Raw genomic sequence first — 17,655 nt, 5'->3', positions numbered from 1 at the left:
AAAGGGCAATGTTAATTTCCGCCAGTAACAAAGATCGCTGAAATATTATCCGGCCCGTATATTTAACGCTCTCTGAGAGATTCTTTAGCTTTATTCAGCGGCTTAAGAAGATAATCCATCACGGTTTTCTGACCGGTTTTTACCTCAACATCAGCCACCATACCGGGCATGATGGCAAATTTCTGACCTTGAGGGCTGAAGAGTTCAGCTTTTTGCGTTCTGACATACACCCGGTAATAGTATTGCTCGTGTTTAACCTCGTCCTGTAAGGTATCCGGTGACACGTTTTCCACTTCGCCTTTCAAATCACCATAGATAGCCGCATCATAAGCCGTTACCTTGACCACCGCCGGCAAGCCAGGCCGAATGTAGCCGATATCACGCGGACTGATGCGGGTTTCGATCAGCAATTGATCCTCCAGCGGGACGATTTCCATCAACTTGCTACCTGGCTCCAACACACCTCCGACGGTCGTCACGCGAATGTCTTTTACAATGCCATGCACAGGTGAAAGCAACGCGGTGCGCGCTAACTGATCCTGTTTACCCGCTGCGACCTGTTGCTGGGCATCCAGTTCACCGTCATTCTTGACCTGTTCCTCGTGGGCCCGGACATAATAGTCATTGCGCACTTCATCAATTTTGCCCTGCAAATCACTGACCTGACGGCGTAAACGAATAAGGTCCACTTTGCCCGCCGCCCCGCGCAACACCAGCGGTTGCGTGATATTGAGCTCATCCTGCACCAGCTTTAATGACTGCTGCAGATTGCGAAGACTTTCGGTGAGATTCTGCCGTCGTGACTGGTAAAGCTGAGTTTCACGCGCCACTAGCTGAGGATGTTGTAGGATATCCGCACTAAAAGTCAGCGGCTTATCGTTCAGTTCGGCTTGCAGCCGCTGCGCGGAGGCGCGCAACATGCGCACACGAGCAATGGCTTCGCCGAAGCTGGAAGCAAAGCGAGTTGCGTCTAATGTCGCCAGCACCTGCCCACGCTCAACAATACTGCCTTCATGCACATTGAGCTGTTTGATAATGCCCCCGTCGAGGCTGTCGATCACTTGGGCTCGGCTTGAAGGGATCACTTTGCCAGAGCCCACAGTGACCTCATCAAGCACGGCGAAGTGGGCCCACACCAGAAACAACAGCAGCGTGAGTGTACACACCCAGATAATCGCGGAGGTTTTACGCTCACGCTGAGCCAGGGTTTGATTCACCATCGCCCGATTCATGCCGCACCGCCTTTCATGCTCACAGCATGGCGCAATATCTCCTCACGAGCACCATCGGCCACAATACGCCCGTTATCCATCACCACAATACGCTCCACCATCCGCAGCAGCGCTGGGCGATGGGTGACCAACACCAGCGTGCGGTCCGTCATCCACTGAGACAACTGACGAATCACCTGCGCTTCCAGCGCCTCATCCATCGCCGCGGTGGGTTCGTCCAGCAGCACCACCTGGGGCTGTCGCAAGATTAATCGACTGAGCAGTATCATTTGCCGTTGCCCACCCGATAAGCCGCGCCCACCTTCCTGAATCACCCGATCAAGACTCGCGGCATCTTGTTGCACCATCGCCAGCGCCCCGCTGATGCGCAACGCTTGCAGCATCTCCTGTTCACTCGCATGGGGATTACCGAGTAGCAAATTCTGACGTAGCGTCCCAAAAAACAAACGCGCATCCTGGGACAACCAACCCAGTTGGCGGCGCAGATCGATGGGATCAATCCCCGCCATATCCACACCATCTACCCAGACCCTACCCTGCGTCGCTCGCGCCTGACCGGCCAACATTTTCAGCAGCGTCGATTTTCCCGCCCCCACTTTGCCGAGAATTGCCACCCGCTCACCGGGATGAATCTCCAACTGCGCAATATTCAGGACGCTCAGGTGACTTTCTTCTTCATAGCGATAGCGCACATCTTGCAACTTGAAGTGGCCTCTCAACACGGGGCTGTGCGCAAGACTTTGGTGCTCCGGGCGGTCGAGTGGTTTTTGCAGCAGTGCATCGAGCCCTTTCATGGCGGATTTAGCATGCTGCCAGCGGGAAAACACCATGGTGAGTTGCATGAGTGGCGCGAGAGTACGTGAAGAGAGCAAACTACTGGCCACCAGCGTACCCGTCGTAATCTGGTTGTTTAAAATCAGGTAGACACCGAAGACCAGCATGCTGGCATAGGTAAGTTGTTGCACGCTGGCCGCCCACCCGGTTAAGCGCGCACCCCAGAGCCGTTGCTGATTGCTCACGGCGGCACTGACTTCGTGCGTTTGCTCCCACTGGCGCTGAAAATAGGGTTCCGCTTGCAGCGCTTTAATATCTTCTACACCTTCCAACGTTTCCACCAATACCGCCTGACGCAACGCCCCCTCACGGAGACCTTCCTGTGCCAGGCGTGCCATCGGAATTTGTATCAGTAAACCGGGGATCACAATCAGCGGGATAGCCAGCAGTGGAATGATCACCAGCCAGCCGCCGATTGACGCCATGATGAATAAAAACAGCAGCACAAAAGGAAGATCGGCGGCCGCCCCGACGGTGGTAGAGGTCAGCAGTTCTCGAACCTGATCGATTTCACGCAGTTGCGCAATAAATGCGCCAGTGGATCGGGGGCGCGCCTCATTACGGATGTTCATGGCGCGTGCGAACAGCATCGAAGAAAGCCTTAAGTCGATACGCTTCCCCATGAGATCCGCCACTTGAGTACGCATTAAGCGAATCAGATACTCGATGCCTACTGCCAGCAACACCCCCGAGAAGAGCACCCACAAAGTGGATTGCGATTGCGCCGGGATAACCCGGTCATAGACCTGCATTGAAAACAGAATCCCGGCCAGTGCCAGCACATTCCCGACCACGGAAGCCAGGCTGATTTCGACGATACGCCGCTGCATGCCTCGAAAATGTTGCCAGAACCAATGCGGCTGATAGGGCTGCATAAACTCATCGATGCGTTGGTCACGCCCGCGGGCCGCCACACCGATGACACCGACTTCCGGTAGGCTCTGCGCCAGTAACTCGCTGAGTTGACCTTCGCGTATGACATTACCGCCTTCACTTAACCAGTAACGCACCTCTCCCGCGTGATTGATCTCTTCCAGCAACGCAATCCCACCGTTATTTAGCATCAATAATATGGGCGTGACGTCGGGTCCCCAGCGCAGTTGCTGCTGTGTCGCAGAGGTACAGTGCAGGCCAAGCAACTCGGCCATGCGCGCTAATTGTTGCAGCGGCGCCAGATGCGCAAACCAGCGCATCTGCTGCTGTAACCTAAGGTGGTCAGCGGTTTTACCCAAATGCGCGGCGGCACGCAGCATGGCAGCGATAAGATTGTCGCTGAGATTCGGTTGTGAGTTCATCCCTGGAATTTCCTTGAAAGGAATAAAGAAAGCGCCCGCTGTTGCCACGGGCGACGAATGCCTTACACCATGGTTTGTGCGGTGTGCTGCTGTTGCAGATGATCGGCGAGGGTATATCCGCTATCGCTGGCACTGTAGTGGGTGTCCAATGTCCGACTGACCGCCGCATCGCTTGGCTGGCTACTGTGGCTGGCGCCACTCTCACTAAGATTGACCAGCAAGGCATCCACCTGCTCACTGCTCAGGCTGGCGTTGCTGTCGTGGCTTTCCACCGCCACAGGCTGACTCGCACTGGCCACATTGCCGGCTTTATCCTGCGCGCTGGCTTTCATCTGATAACTGCCGTCATCCAGCGTCGCCAACTGGCCCGCCAGAACAGTGAATGACCAACTGCCATCCGCTTTCACCGTGGCGCTGTAGCTTTGGTCACCTAAGCTGACGGTCACTATACTTCCCTGATCAAGATGCGTACTGGTGCCCTGAATCAGGTGCCATGTATTCACGTCTGCGGCATCAATCACACCATCATCGAAAGGTTGATTGAGCGTCAGGGTCGGCAACTGATGGGTTGCAACAGTGAAAAGCGTGTCGATGGTTTGCGTATCATGATTGCCATACTGATCGGCTTGCGCGGCAATAGCAGAGACGGCCCCGTCTGGCAGCGCCTGCAAATCGGCTGCGCTGAGCGTCACCATGCCATCGACAGGCGTGTAGGTTTTGCCGTTAATGGTGAGTTGATTAATATTTTCGGTATAGAAACTCAGATCGTGCTGCGCTTCGGCAAAATTCAGTGTGGTATCGCCACCGATGTCGATCTCGTAATAGATATCGGGCAACTGGGTGACCACATGGAGTTCCAGCAGGGCATCGGTACTGTTATTCGCGGCATCGCTGGCATATACACGCACTTCACCTGGTGCGATGAAACTGGCGACCTCAGCAGCGGGGATAGTGACCTGCCAATGACCATCACTCCCTACCTGTGCCTGATAGACGGCATCGCCGCTGCATACGCTCACTTGCTGTCCCGGAGCCAGCACCGATAAGCTGCCGCTCAACGTCAGATCGCTTTGGCTTTCCTCTTTATTGATCACGTTGTCATCGGTGACGCTATCGAAGCTGATCTCCGGCAAGCTACTGGCGTGCGTGATTAAGGTGAGATCGTGCTGCGTGGAGGTGGTTTTGCCATTTGGATCGATTGCGCTGACCTTCAGTGTGTACACGCCATCCTGGAAATCGTGTAAATCATCCGCACCGATAGAGGCACGCCAGTTACCGTTCGCGCTGACATCACCAAGATACGTTTTGTCACCTAATGTCAGCGTGACATGGCTGCCAGTCGGCATATGCGTAGACGTACCGCGGATCACCAGATCGTAAACCCCTTCAGAGACACTCACCGCGTTATCTTCGCTTACTGGGTTCAGCGTCAACGTGGGTTTGATACTTTTATCGACATAAACGCCAAAACCGACCTGGGTATCGGTGCTGTTACCCGCTTTATCGGTGATGGTCAGCGTCAGGCTGTAGTTCCCGTCGGCCAGCCCACTTAATACCGATGGCGGCATGGAAGCGTTCCAGTATCCCCACTGATTCACCGTACTGGTCCAGCTCTGATCGTTGAAGGTTAAGGTGACGGTTGCGCCAGGCTCTGATTCGGCTCGACCACGCAGATGGATGTTGTTGTTCGCCTCCCAGGCCGCTATGACACCATCCTGTGCGACGGGCTCATAGGGACGCAGTGCTGCGGGTGGCGTGGTATCGACGCTGAGCGTTTGCAAAGCGACTGATTCGTCAGCGACCGGAAAAAGCGTCGCGGCTGACTGAAGAATCGCAGTCAGTGGTAAATCATTTTGAGATGAAGACATGGGTAACCTCATTGCAGGAAAACTTTCGCGCCAGTGATTAAACCCACTAATGGTTTAAGCGTACCGGCACGCCTTGTAGGCCACATTAAAGTGGCCCGTTTCGCCTGATGAAAACGGGTTACCCGCAGGTAACAAGGAGTGAATTAAGGCACAGCAAAAAGTCCCCCCTGAGGGAGAAATAAAAACGATCTCGCTTTAATCCGCTTAATTAGCCGGGATGGTGCTTAACATATCGGTTTTATCTGGTCGCTGCCTACTGGCGAAAATCTGGAAACAATAACTTTGCGGGCGCGCCAGAAAATCAGTGTGGAGGCCGCCTGCGAAGCGGCTTGTATCATCAGTATACTGCAACTATCAGAAGAGGAAATTTTAGTTAAGTCACTCCAGAAATGATTGGCCGCTGCCAGGAAAGTTCTGGAAAAGCGCAACGCCAGATAAAATATCGGTAATATGCCTGTTTCTGGCGATCATCACAGGCGAACCGATCGGTTCCCGGCAGCGGTGCGATGCCAGCTTTGATGCTAAACTTCGTCGCTTGAATAGCTAATGAAAAAATAACTTTTATGACAGCACTGGACGCCGCACAGCACAACAACTTACATCAGCGTGTCAATATGGGGACGCGTATCGTTTTCCTGATTGCCGGACTTTGCATGTCAGCATGGGCGCCATTGGTTCCCTTTGCCAGCCAGCGTCTGGCACTGAGCGGCGCATCCTTAGGTGGGCTGCTGCTGTGTCTCGGTGTGGGGTCACTGGCGGCGATGCCGATCACCGGTGCGTTAATCGCCCGAGTGGGCGGTCGTCGTGTGATGTTATGTTCCACGTTAGTGGTGCTGGCGATCCTGCCACTGCTCACTCTGTTAAATGTGATGTGGTTGATGGCTGCGGCACTGATGATCTTCGGTGCCGGGTTAGGCATGCTGGATGTCGCCATGAATGTGCAGGCCGTTGAAGTGGAGAAAGCTGCACGCAAGCCGATGATGTCGGGTTTCCATGGCTTCTTCAGCCTTGGCGGGATTATTGGTGCCGGTAGCGTCAGTTTGTTGCTGGCCAGTGGTCTCTCTCCCCTGCATGCCGTCGCGGTGGTGATGGTGTTAATCGTGGTGCTGCTGGTGATCAGCCTGCCAACGTTAATGACTGAACGGTTGCATCAGCCGGATCAACCCTGGCTGGTGATCCCACGCGGTTGGGTCGCCTTCCTGGGGTTACTGTGCTTCATTCTGTTTTTGGCAGAAGGCGCGGTGCTCGACTGGAGCGCACTGCTGTTACTGCAAAACACAGAGATGGACGTAGCACATGCGGGATTGGGCTATGCCATCTTCTCCGTGGCGATGACAATCGGCCGTCTCACCGGTGATAAAGTGATTCAACGTTTTGGCCGTTACCCCGTGATGGTTACCGGTGCGTTAGCGGCGGCGGCGGGCATGACGCTGGCAGTGTTGCTGCCCTGGCCTCAGATTGCATTGCTGGCTTTCTTGCTGGTGGGATTCGGCTTAGCCAATACCGTGCCCATGCTGTTTAATGCGGCAGGGAATCAACACGATATGCCGTCGAATCTGGCGATTTCTGCCATGACAACATTAGGCTATGCAGGTATTCTTTCAGGTCCGGCTTTAATCGGATTTATTTCCCAGTGGCTCAGTTTGAGTGGCGCATTTTTATTGATCGCCCTACTGCTGCTGGCCGTTGCCGCCAGTGCTCGCCTGGTGGCGCGCTAATCGCAGGATCCTGAGACACTATGCTGCCTTACAAATTTCCGCTGACCTCGGGTAACGTTACCCGTTTCTTCGTGGTGTTCAACCTGGTGCTGTTTCTGGCGCTGGGTGCCATGGTGCACAATAGTGTCAACGCCTGGATCACCGAGAAGCGTTACGCGATGACCGATTTGGCGCGTGCGGTGCAAAAACGTATCGATGCCTCGCGTTTCGCGACCTGGCAGATTTATGAAAATCTCGCCACCAGTGCGGCCGGATCTGCGCCCAATGCCAATCTGCTGGAAACCCGCCTGCGCCCGGATGTTTATTATCTGGAAAAGACGCGCCGTAAAACGGAGGCGCTGATCTTTGGCTCGCACGATAGCAGCACGCTGGATATGACGATGCGCATGTCCAGTTACCTCGATACGCTGTGGGGCGCTGAGAATCCCACCTGGTCGATGTATTTCCTGAATGGTCAGGACAACAGCCTGATCATGATCTCGACGCTGCCGTTAAAAGACATGGCAACGCGTTATAAAGAGAGCGCCATCAATACACTGGTCGACAGCCGTCGCGCTGAGATGTTGCAACAGGCAAATGCGCTGGACGAACGTGAAAGCTTTTCACCGCTGCGCCATTTCGCCTGGCAGAACGATCACTACTTTACCCTGCGTACTACCTTCAACCAGCCTGGTCACCTCGCCACGGTGGTCGCTTTTGATCTGCCGATCAACGATTTGATCCCACACAGCATGCCGCTGGAAAACTTTCAGTTAATTCAGGATTCCACGCAGTCTTCCAGCACCAGTGGCGACGATTCCACCAGCGAAACCACTCATGTGTCGCTGGCGAATCCCAATCTCGAAATTGCGGCGTCACTGCCCAGCACGTCGTTACAGCTGGTCTATCGCGTGCCGCTCACCAGCCTCGCTATCGATACTCTGCACAACCTGATGTGGCCGCTGTTGATCAATCTGGTGCTGCTGTTGCTGTCCATTGCCGGTATCACCTTATTGCGCCAACAATCATTGCGCCCGAATGAGAACCAAAGCGCCGAATTAGATTCGCTGCGCATGCTGAATGAAGAGATTGTTGCGAGCCTGCCGGTGGGTTTGCTGGTGTATGACTTCGCCACCAATCGCACTCTGTTAAGCAACAAAATTGCCGAGCATCTGTTGCCCCATCTGAACCTGCAGAAAATCATCAATATGTCCGATCAGCATCAGGGCGTGCTGCAGGCCACCATCAACAACGAGGTGTATGAGATACGCCACGCCCGTAGCGTTCTGTCACCGCATACTCAACTGTTTATGATGCGCGATCAGGATCGTGAATTGCTGGTGAATAAAAAGCTGCAGAAGGCACAGCAGGTGTTGGATCGTAATCATCAGATGCGTCAGCAGTTGATGCAAAATCTCGGTCACGCCCTCAACCGTCCGCTTGAGAGCATGGTGGCGCAACTGGTGCAACTCAGCCAGCGTGATGACGATGAAAGCGTGCTGGATTTGCTGGATGAAAGCCAGGGACTGTCTCGTTTGGTCGATGACATTGTGTTGCTGAACCGCCTGGAAGCACATGACTGGTCGCCGGATGCCAGCGTGTTCAATTTGCAGGAGTTGCTGGACGACATCGCGCTGGAAAGCCTACCGCTGATGCGCCGTAAAGGGTTGGCGCTGGTGGTCAACAACCATCTGGCGAACGACGAGATGCGCTTTGGCGATCGCCGTGCACTGCGCAAAGTCCTGACCACCCTGATGCACTATGCGCTAACCACCACGCAGTGGGGCAAGATTACGCTGGAGATTAAAGCCAGCGAGAACAAACCCAACTCAGTGCTGCTGCAACTGGTGGATACCGGCTCCGGCCTGAGCGTCGATGAGCTGGCGAATGTTGATTTCCCGTATCTGGGCGAAACCACCCAGGATCGTTACGGCCAGGCCTCTGGCATGGCATTTTTCCTCTGCAAGCAGCTGTGCAAGCAGATGGGTGGCCAGCTGGAGATCATCGCCAAGCCCGATATCGGCACGCGCTATAATATTCAGCTGCCCCTCGCGCTGGAACTGCAGGGTGAGCAGGAAGAGAAACTGCTGGAAGGCGTGACCGCGCTGGTTGATATCGCCGTCGAAGATGTGCACAAAATTGTTTGCCGCCAGTTAGAAAACTGGGGAGCGAATTGCCTGACCTCTGACGAACGTTTATCCGGTCAGGATCATGATGTGCTGATCACTGACGATCCCGCCCGCCTCAATGGCTGGGCCCTGCTATTAGCCGGTGACGAAATGGGTCACCACGCATTGAACGATCAGCAATACCGGGTCAATTTCAATCTCAGCAATGCGCTGCTTGACGCGCTGCTGGCACTGATTGAAAAGCAAATGGCTCATGATTTGATGGAGGAAAGTAGTGAAGATGAGGCTGCCACGCCGTTAATGAGCGGAGGCTATTTTCAGCTGTTTACCGAGACAGTACCGCCTGATGTGAAGAGACTGTATACTGAGGCAGCGGAGAAGGATTATCCCTCGCTTGCTCAGACTGCACATCGCCTGAAAGGCGTGTTCGCCATGCTAAATCTGGTTCCAGGTAAACAGCTTTGTGAAGAGTTAGAACATCACATAAAATTATGTGAAGATTTAACCATTATAAATACCACCAGTGAAATTGACGCATACGTCAACCAACTGCTGCAGCAAGGTAACCCATAAGATGAATAACCTGAATGTAATTATTGCCGATGACCATCCGATTGTTCTGTTCGGTATCCGTAAGTCTCTGGAACAGATCGAATGGGTCAACGTTGTAGGTGAGTTTGAAGACTCAACAGCACTGATTAACAGCTTGTCCAAACTGGATGCTAACGTTCTGATTACCGATCTCTCTATGCCTGGCGAGAAATACGGTGATGGCATCACACTGATTAAGTACATCAAACGTCACTATCCGGATCTATCAATTATCGTTCTGACCATGAACAATAACCCAGCGATTCTGAGCGCCGTATTGGATCTGGATATCGAAGGGATTGTACTGAAGCAAGGTGCACCCACCGATCTGCCAAAAGCGCTGGCAGCCCTGCAGAAAGGCAAAAAATATACGCCTGAAAGCGTGGCGAAACTGCTGGAAAAAATCAGTGCTGGCGGTTACGGAGACAAACGTCTGTCGCCGAAAGAGAGTGAAGTTCTGCGCCTGTTTGCAGAAGGTTTCCTGGTAACGGAAATCGCTAAAAAACTGAACCGCAGTATCAAAACCATCAGTAGCCAGAAGAAATCGGCGATGATGAAGCTCGGGGTGGAAAATGATATCGCCCTGCTGAATTACCTCTCTTCCGTGAGCGCGACTCAGGTTGAAAGAGATTAAAAAGTCAAAAAGGCGCACTTCGGTGCGCCTGTTCTTTTGTACTACCCTTTCCTGCTTTTTCTTACCCGCTCGGCATAGGTTGCCAACGTGGATTTCAACACATCAAGCGTAACAGGCTTGGATAGGCAGTTATCCATCCCGGCATCCATACAGCGTTGCTTCTCTTCTGCCAACGCATTGGCCGTTACCCCAATCACCGGGAAGGCATGGCCCAGCTGACGCAGGCGCTGCGTCAGGCGATAACCATCCATATTCGGCATATTGACGTCACTCAGCACAATATCAATGTGATTACGGCTCAGCACGTTCAGCGCATCGACCCCATCCTGTGCGGTTTTGGTTTGATAGCCCAGTGTGCCGAGCTGCTCAGAGAGCAACATACGGTTAATCGGGTGATCATCAACAATCAGTACCATAATGTCATCGTAACGGTTGGCCTCTTGCGGTGCGGCCAACTGCAACGGCGTGCTGGTTTCGCTATCAATATTGATGCGATAGATGCGGCCAAGTAATGAAGGCAGATCGTGCAGCATCGCACTGCTCTGCACCCACTGACCCGGCGCGGTTTCCTGCGGCATGTCGATATGCTGACCACAGATGTGAATCTGCGCGCGCACGGCCTGTGGCACCGTATCCTGATGGTCGCTAATAATCACATCGTCGCTACCGGCATTGCCCTGATAATGCGCGATCGTAATACCCTGTTGCTGCAACAGACGTAGCAGGAAGACCGCGAGATAATCATTGCGCATATCCAGCCAGATGGCTTTTTCCTGCAAACCATCCAGCAGCGGCGGCGCAGGCTGTTGTCCCGCGTAAATGGGGATACGGATGATAAACTGGCTACCCATGCCCGGCTCAGAGTCGACCTCAATATCACCGTCCATCATGTTGATCAGCTTTTCACAGATTGCCAGACCCAGCCCGGTGCCCTGGAAATTGCGCTGTACGCCAGAGCCCACCTGGAAGAAGGGATCGAACAGACGCGTCACTTCTTTCGCAGGAATACCGACGCCGGTATCGCGCACGCGGAAGGCTAAATAACCATCTTTGACATAGGCATGCAGAATAATGCAGCCAGTATGGGTGAACTTGATGGCGTTATTCAGCAGGTTAGAAATGACCTGCTGCAGACGCATTGGATCGCCATCCATCGTCAGCGGCACATCGTTTTCAATCATGACATATAACGTCAGGCGTTTACGCACCACCAGCGACAGATAGTTGCTGGCGATGTGATTGACCACCTCACGTGGCGAGAACGGGCGCGGCTCAATTTTCAGCTGCTCCGACTCAATTTTCGAGAAATCGAGAATATCACTGATAATTTTCAGCAGCAGGCTCGAGGAGTTGTTCATCGCCGTTACCAGCGATTCGACGCCTTTCGGCAATGACTTGGTTTGCAGCAGGTCGAGGTTACCGATAATGCCGTACAGCGGGGTACGCAGCTCATGGCTGACGGTGGCAAGGAACATGGATTTGGACTGGCTGGCCTGCTCTGCCGCATGCGCCATCTCCTGCAATGACTGCTCCATGCGTACACGCGCTGAGACGTCTACCAGCACGCAAATCGCTACGTTTTCATTACGATAGCGTGAATGCACAAAGCTGATTTGCAGGTTGGTATTGGTGCCGGTGAGCACATCGACAAAGTTGACCTGCTGCCCCCCGATAATCTCATTCAGACGCTGGCGATCTTCCTGCGTCAGCAGCGTCAGGTAGTTGTGCGCCAATTCGTTACTCAGAATATTGGTGCCATCGCTGGTGCGCAAAATACAGATGCCAACCGGTGCCGAAGCGACAATTTTGCGGTTGAACTGCTCGTGCTCTTCCAGCCGATGTGCGTTGTCTTCTGCCGGCAGGAACATGCGACGTTCGAAAACCCATGCCAGCGTAAACAGGATCAGCGCACTGAGGATGTTCAGCAACAGGGCGTTAATCAGCATGAGCTTGAGCTGATCCACCAGCACATCAGTTGAAAGCGACCACACGACGTTGAGATTGGAGGGCGGCAGCGGCTTTTTCAGCACCAGTTGGTGATAGCTATTGAGATAGCCAAACCAGGTGCTGTCATCCGGCAGATCATCCAACGCATAACCCGGCCCACCGCGTCGCGAACTCAACAGCGGGCGATAATTCTCGTCAGTGATGGTGGCAACCAGCGGCAATCCGCCTGGCTGAATAAACTCATCAAGACGGATATTTTGTTCCACGCCCAGCAACGCCTGCAGCTTGTTAGCCACATAAACCGGCATCACCATATAGAAATTACCGACGCCAGGCTGGCTGCTCGGTGTGATCCAATACATCGGATTACGGCGTTCTTCTTCGTTGCCGCTGCGATAGTGCAGCACACGCTCACGCAGTGCTTTCAGGCTACGTTCACGATCGACCGAATTGTTATTACCAATGGCAAAATCGGCCAGACACTGATTTTCACCACCAATAAAGAACACCCGGTTGAGTTCGTAGGCGGAGGCAAAGTTGCTTTTCCAGTAATTGATGAAGTAGCCCAGCGAATCGAGCGAGTTGCGCCAGGTATTGCTCATTGAGGTGCAGTCACCATCGGAAAACAGCGGCGTGAACTGCGGCAAGGTACTTTTGCCGGCAGGCAGGCCATTCAGCACATCAAGACCATTGCTGCTGTTGCTCAGACGGTTTTCCGTGATGTACTTCAGTTCACGCATCACGTCAGCAGAATGGCGTACATACCATTCGGCCTGGCCATAATTGGTCGCAAACTCCTGACGTACCGCATTCTCTTTCTCGTGTAGCACGTTGATGATGAAAAAAGTGGTCAGCAACGCACCCAGCGTCCAAAGCAGCAGCGCCAGCGCACGGAACAGATAGCGCGAGATGCGAAGCGTGGTGCGAAAGGAGACGAGATATTTCAAAAGAGGCTCACTGGCGGTAAGGGGTTGTCAGGAAGTTGAAAAACTCTCATACACTAGCTTTATCGGCCCGAAAAAGCCAGTTGGTGCGCGACTTTGGGAGTAAAACTCAGATAAAAAAACGGCAGGTCGGTTGCCCTGACCTGCCGCTGTTCTTCACCGCTGCGGATTACTCTTCTTCATCCACTTCAGGTGCATCGTCGTCGTTGTCGACTTCCGGCGCGATATCCTCTTCGCCTTCTGCGACGCTGCCGTCGATGGCGTCGAGTTCTTCCTCTTCCACCGGCTCAGCGACACGTTGCAGACCCACAACGTTTTCGTCTTCAGCGGTACGAATCAGAATCACGCCCTGGGTGTTACGTCCGACTACGCTGACTTCTGATACGCGGGTACGCACCAGCGTACCGGCATCGGTGATCATCATAATCTGATCGCCATCCACCACCTGCACCGCGCCAATCACTGGCCCGTTACGTTCGGTGACTTTAATCGAGATCACACCCTGTGTTGCACGCGACTTGGTTGGGTATTCGCTATTCGCCGTACGCTTACCGTAACCGTTTTGCGTCACGGTGAGGATGGCGCCCTCTTCACGTGGCACGATCAGGGAAACCACTTTATCGCCTTCGGCCAGCTTGATACCACGCACGCCCGAGGCTGAACGGCCCATGGCACGTACTGCGGTCTCAGCGAAGCGCACCACTTTACCGGCGGCAGAGAACAGCATTGCTTCATCGCTACCGTTGGTCAGTGCAACACCGATCAATTCATCATCTTCACGCAGGTTGATGGCGATGATACCGGCGCTGCGTGGACGGCTAAATTCCTGCAGAGCGGTTTTCTTCACAGTACCGTCAGCGGTGGCCATGAAGATGTTAAAGCCTTCGGTGTACTCACGCACTGGCAGAATAGCGGTGATACGTTCGTTGGCTTCCAGTGGCAGCAGGTTCACAATTGGGCGACCACGTGCACCACGGCTCGCTTCTGGCAACTGGTAAACTTTCATCCAGTAGAGGCGGCCACGGCTGGAGAAGCACAGAATGGTGTCGTGGGTGTTGGCCACCAGCAGACGATCAATAAAGTCTTCTTCTTTAATACGTGCTGCGGATTTGCCTTTACCACCACGGCGCTGCGCTTCATAGTCAGTCAGCGGCTGGTATTTGACATAACCCTGATGCGACAGCGTGACCACAACATCTTCCTGATTAATCAGGTCTTCAATGTTGATGTCGGCGCTGTTGGCGGTAATTTCAGTACGACGCTCATCACCGAACTGATCGCGCATGGCTACCAGCTCTTCACGGATCACTTCCATCAAGCGCTCTGCACTCTGCAGGATGTGGATCAGCTCAGCGATTTGGTCCAACAGCTCTTTGTATTCGTCGAGCAGTTTTTCGTGCTCCAGGCCGGTCAGTTTCTGCAGACGCAGATCCAGAATCGCCTGGGCTTGCTGTTCGGTCAGGTAGTATTGACCGTCACGGATACCGAACTGGGCTTCCAGCCACTCTGGACGAGCCGCATCATCACCGGCACGTTCCAGCATGGTGGCCACGTTGCCCAGATCCCATGGCTGTGCCAACAGGCCCGCTTTCGCTTCAGCTGGGGTGGGTGCACGACGAATCAGTTCGATAATCGGATCGATGTTGGCCAGCGCAATGGCCAGACCTTCAAGGATGTGTGCACGGTCACGCGCTTTGCGCAGTTCGAAAATGGTACGGCGCGTCACCACTTCACGGCGGTGGCGCACGAAGGCTTCAATGATGCCTTTCAGCGTCATGATCTTCGGCTGGCCCTGATGCAGTGCCACCATGTTGATGCCGAAGGAGACTTGCAGTTGCGTCAGCGAATAGAGGTTGTTGAGCACCACTTCACCGACCGCATCGCGTTTGATCTCGATGACGATACGCATACCGTCTTTGTCAGATTCATCACGCAGGCCGCTGATGCCTTCAACACGCTTCTCTTTTACCAGCTCGGCAATTTTCTCGATCAGGCGCGCTTTGTTTACCTGATACGGGATTTCATTGACGATGATGGTTTCGCGGCCGGTTTTTGCGTCGGTTTCAATCTCACCGCGTGCGCGGATGTAAATTTTACCGCGACCGGTGCGATAGGCTTCTTCGATACCACGACGACCGTTGATGAACGCCGCAGTCGGGAAGTCAGGGCCGGTGATGTGTTCCATCAGGCCTTCAACAGTGATGTCTTCGTCTTCGATGAAGGCGAGGCAGCCGTTGATCACTTCCGTCAGGTTGTGCGGTGGAATGTTGGTCGCCATACCTACGGCGATACCGGACGAGCCGTTCACCAGCAGGTTAGGAATTTTGGTCGGCAGAACTTCAGGAATCTGCTCGGTGCCATCGTAGTTCGGCACAAAATCAACGGTCTCTTTTTCGAGGTCCGCCAGCAGTTCAGAAGAGATCTTCGCCATACGTACTTCGGTATAACGCATCGCTGCGGCGGAGTCGCCATCAACGGAACCGAAGTTACCCTGACCATCTACCAGCATGTAGCGCAGGGAGAACGGCTGGGCCATACGAACGATACTTTCGTATACCGCGGAATCACCGTGTGGGTGATATTTACCGATCACGTCACCGACCACACGGGCCGATTTCTTATAAGCTTTGTTCCAGTCGTTACCCAGTTCGCTCATGGCAAAAAGCACACGGCGGTGCACCGGCTTCAAGCCATCACGCACATCGGGTAAAGCTCGGCCAACGATGACCGACATGGCGTAATCGAGGTAGGAGTTTTTTAACTCTTCTTCGATATTGACCGGTGTAATTTCTCTCGCAAGGTCGCTCATGGAGCCGCTATCCCTCTACATAATGCCGGTTTTTAATGGTGCGAAAGTATATCACAGTGGTTGCCCTCGGTGAACGTAAAGCGGGGTTTAATGCCGCTTTTCCTTGCAGGTGAGAGATGCGCTAGCAAGAGTTAAGCGTTTATACTGAGGGAATATTTTGTCAGGAGTCGTGATTCAATGAGTGAACAACCGCAGGAAAGCCGCCAAAACGTCGACCACGCTGAGATTGCCAAGTTTGAAGCGGTCGCATCGCGCTGGTGGGATTTAGAGGGTGAATTTAAGCCGTTACACCGCATCAATCCCCTGCGTCTTGGCTGGATTGCCCAGCACAGCAATGGCCTGTTTGGTAAGAAGGTGCTGGATGTCGGCTGCGGCGGCGGGATTTTGGCAGAAAGTATGGCGCGTGAAGGGGCCAACGTGACCGGGCTGGATATGGGGGCGGAGCCGCTAGAAGTGGCGCGGTTACATGCGCTGGAGAGCGGTGTGAGCGTGAACTATGTGCAGCAGACCGTGGAAGATCATGCGGTTAGCCATGCGGGCGCCTATGACGTGGTGACCTGTATGGAAATGCTGGAACACGTCCCAGACCCACGTTCTGTGGTGCTGGCTTGCGCGCAGTTGGTGAAGCCGGGTGGCGAAGTGTTCTTCTCTACCATTAACCGCAATCCAAAAGCATGGCTACTGGCAGTGTTCGGTGCCGAATACGTGATGCGCATGGTGCCGCGCGGCACGCATGACGTGAAAAAGTTTATCCGTCCCTCAGAGTTGCTGAATTGGGTTGATGAGACGCCATTGCGCGAGAGAGGCATGATTGGCCTGCACTACAATCCGCTGACTAATCAGTTCCGTCTGGGGCGTGGTGTGGATGTGAACTATATGGTGCATACGCATCGTCAGGATTGAGTTTTTTGCGTGGATTGGCGAATCGCCGCGGTGGGATCGGTGCATAAGCCAGTAAAGCCCCGCCCGATCGCAAAGGAAACACGCATCCATGCAGATCGGCCGCCGCATCCCTGCGGCGGACGCTTTGCTCTTCGGCCGGGGCTTTACTGGCCTTGAACGTTGATCATGGCCTCGAGGAGCGTTGCGTTGTGGATTGGTGTCATTAAGTTGCCCACGCATCTGCTTTCAACAACATAATGCAGTGGTTACTTCACAAATTATTGAGCTATTCGTCGCTTCAACCCGCTTTAAAAACCTCTAATCATGGTGCTTCGCCCTTGTGCGGAGAATGGCATGGCGTCACTGCGGAAAAATCCCCTTAAACGCGGTTTTCTTTCTCGGTTCGCTCATCAGCGCCTCTAGCGCCTCGACGCAGGCCAGATAGTGCGGCGTTTTCTTGTGTGCTAACACCGCGGCCTCATCCGCATAAGCTTCATAAATAAAGAAGCGTGTCGCCTCACTACTGTCCTGCAAAACGTCAAAACGCAGATTGCCAGGCTCCTGCAGTGCCCCTAAATGATTGAGCTTAAACACCCGCAAAAATTCGTCGATACAGTCGGGCTTCACGTTGATCTCTACCAGCGTTACTTCCATCGGCTTGTTCCTTTCATCACGATTTGCAGAGTGGCAAGCCTGGCCAGGCTCGCTGAATAAAACTCTCGCAGCGATCACAGTTCAAACTTTCAACGATGGGCTAAGCCCTTCATCTGGAGGTGAAAACGCTCACGCACAA

General features: G+C 53.8%; 10 protein-coding genes. 4 read left to right on the top strand and 6 right to left on the bottom strand.

The features are described from left to right. Window positions 1-62: 62 nt before the first annotated feature. The 3 genes from LH22_RS08880 to LH22_RS08870 all read right to left on the bottom strand — a co-directional run bounded on the left by LH22_RS08880 (window position 63) and on the right by LH22_RS08870 (window position 5,229). A complete protein-coding gene (locus LH22_RS08880) occupies window positions 63-1,220 on the bottom strand; it encodes an HlyD family efflux transporter periplasmic adaptor subunit (RefSeq protein ID WP_430905171.1) in 1,158 nt (385 codons plus the stop codon). Between the two features lie 8 nt (window positions 1,221-1,228). After that, on the bottom strand, window positions 1,229-3,361 hold the full coding sequence (locus LH22_RS08875; protein WP_038645786.1) for a type I secretion system permease/ATPase: 2,133 nt from the start codon (window positions 3,359-3,361) through the stop codon (window positions 1,229-1,231). Window positions 3,362-3,423: 62 nt separating this feature from the next. Beyond that, entirely contained in the window at window positions 3,424-5,229 is a 1,806-nt protein-coding gene (locus LH22_RS08870) for an Ig-like domain-containing protein (RefSeq protein ID WP_038645784.1), read from the bottom strand. A gap of 563 nt (window positions 5,230-5,792) precedes the next feature. On the opposite strand from LH22_RS08870, the gene LH22_RS08865 reads away from it, so the two are divergent. The 3 genes from LH22_RS08865 to rcsB are packed head-to-tail and all read left to right on the top strand — an operon-like array spanning window position 5,793 to window position 10,280. After that, complete coding sequence (locus LH22_RS08865; RefSeq protein ID WP_038645782.1) at window positions 5,793-6,947, top strand: MFS transporter; 1,155 nt, start codon at window positions 5,793-5,795, stop codon at window positions 6,945-6,947. A gap of 23 nt (window positions 6,948-6,970) precedes the next feature. Beyond that, window positions 6,971-9,628, top strand: a complete 2,658-nt coding sequence (gene rcsD / locus LH22_RS08860) for a phosphotransferase RcsD (protein ID WP_038649987.1) — start codon at window positions 6,971-6,973, stop codon at window positions 9,626-9,628. 1 nt (window position 9,629) lies between these two features. Further along, window positions 9,630-10,280 carry a response regulator transcription factor RcsB gene (gene rcsB, locus LH22_RS08855; RefSeq protein ID WP_034825012.1) on the top strand — a complete coding sequence of 217 codons (651 nt, stop codon included), beginning with the start codon at window positions 9,630-9,632 and terminating at the stop codon, window positions 10,278-10,280. Between the two features lie 41 nt (window positions 10,281-10,321). Here the strand turns inward: rcsB and rcsC are convergent, their stop codons facing one another. Beyond that, window positions 10,322-13,174, bottom strand: coding sequence for a two-component system sensor histidine kinase RcsC (gene rcsC, locus LH22_RS08850; RefSeq protein WP_038645780.1), 2,853 nt, complete (start codon window positions 13,172-13,174; stop codon window positions 10,322-10,324). Between the two features lie 166 nt (window positions 13,175-13,340). Continuing rightward, a complete protein-coding gene (gene gyrA, locus LH22_RS08845) occupies window positions 13,341-15,980 on the bottom strand; it encodes a DNA topoisomerase (ATP-hydrolyzing) subunit A (protein ID WP_038645778.1) in 2,640 nt (879 codons plus the stop codon). A gap of 177 nt (window positions 15,981-16,157) precedes the next feature. On the opposite strand from gyrA, the gene ubiG reads away from it, so the two are divergent. Then, window positions 16,158-16,883 carry a bifunctional 2-polyprenyl-6-hydroxyphenol methylase/3-demethylubiquinol 3-O-methyltransferase UbiG gene (ubiG, locus tag LH22_RS08840; RefSeq protein WP_038645776.1) on the top strand — a complete coding sequence of 242 codons (726 nt, stop codon included), beginning with the start codon at window positions 16,158-16,160 and terminating at the stop codon, window positions 16,881-16,883. A gap of 339 nt (window positions 16,884-17,222) precedes the next feature. Here the strand turns inward: ubiG and lsrG are convergent, their stop codons facing one another. Then, window positions 17,223-17,516, bottom strand: a complete 294-nt coding sequence (gene lsrG / locus LH22_RS08835; RefSeq protein WP_038645775.1) for a (4S)-4-hydroxy-5-phosphonooxypentane-2,3-dione isomerase — start codon at window positions 17,514-17,516, stop codon at window positions 17,223-17,225. Between the last annotated feature and the right edge of the window lie 139 nt (window positions 17,517-17,655).

This window comes from Pantoea rwandensis (assembly GCF_000759475.1).
Classification (GTDB): domain Bacteria; phylum Pseudomonadota; class Gammaproteobacteria; order Enterobacterales; family Enterobacteriaceae; genus Pantoea; species Pantoea rwandensis_B.
The sequence above is the reverse complement of the archived record's forward strand: the minus strand, read 5'-3'. Positions and strand labels throughout refer to the sequence as shown.

Coding starts and splice junctions, on each gene's coding strand:
- LH22_RS08880 (WP_430905171.1), bottom strand. CDS start 1,220: ATGGTGAATCAAACCCTGGCTCAGCGTGAGCGTAAAACCTCCGCGATT.
- LH22_RS08870 (WP_038645784.1), bottom strand. CDS start 5,229: ATGTCTTCATCTCAAAATGATTTACCACTGACTGCGATTCTTCAGTCA.
- gyrA (WP_038645778.1), bottom strand. CDS start 15,980: ATGAGCGACCTTGCGAGAGAAATTACACCGGTCAATATCGAAGAAGAG.
- LH22_RS08875 (WP_038645786.1), bottom strand. CDS start 3,361: ATGAACTCACAACCGAATCTCAGCGACAATCTTATCGCTGCCATGCTG.
- ubiG (WP_038645776.1), top strand. CDS start 16,158: ATGAGTGAACAACCGCAGGAAAGCCGCCAAAACGTCGACCACGCTGAG.
- LH22_RS08865 (WP_038645782.1), top strand. CDS start 5,793: ATGACAGCACTGGACGCCGCACAGCACAACAACTTACATCAGCGTGTC.
- rcsB (WP_034825012.1), top strand. CDS start 9,630: ATGAATAACCTGAATGTAATTATTGCCGATGACCATCCGATTGTTCTG.
- lsrG (WP_038645775.1), bottom strand. CDS start 17,516: ATGGAAGTAACGCTGGTAGAGATCAACGTGAAGCCCGACTGTATCGAC.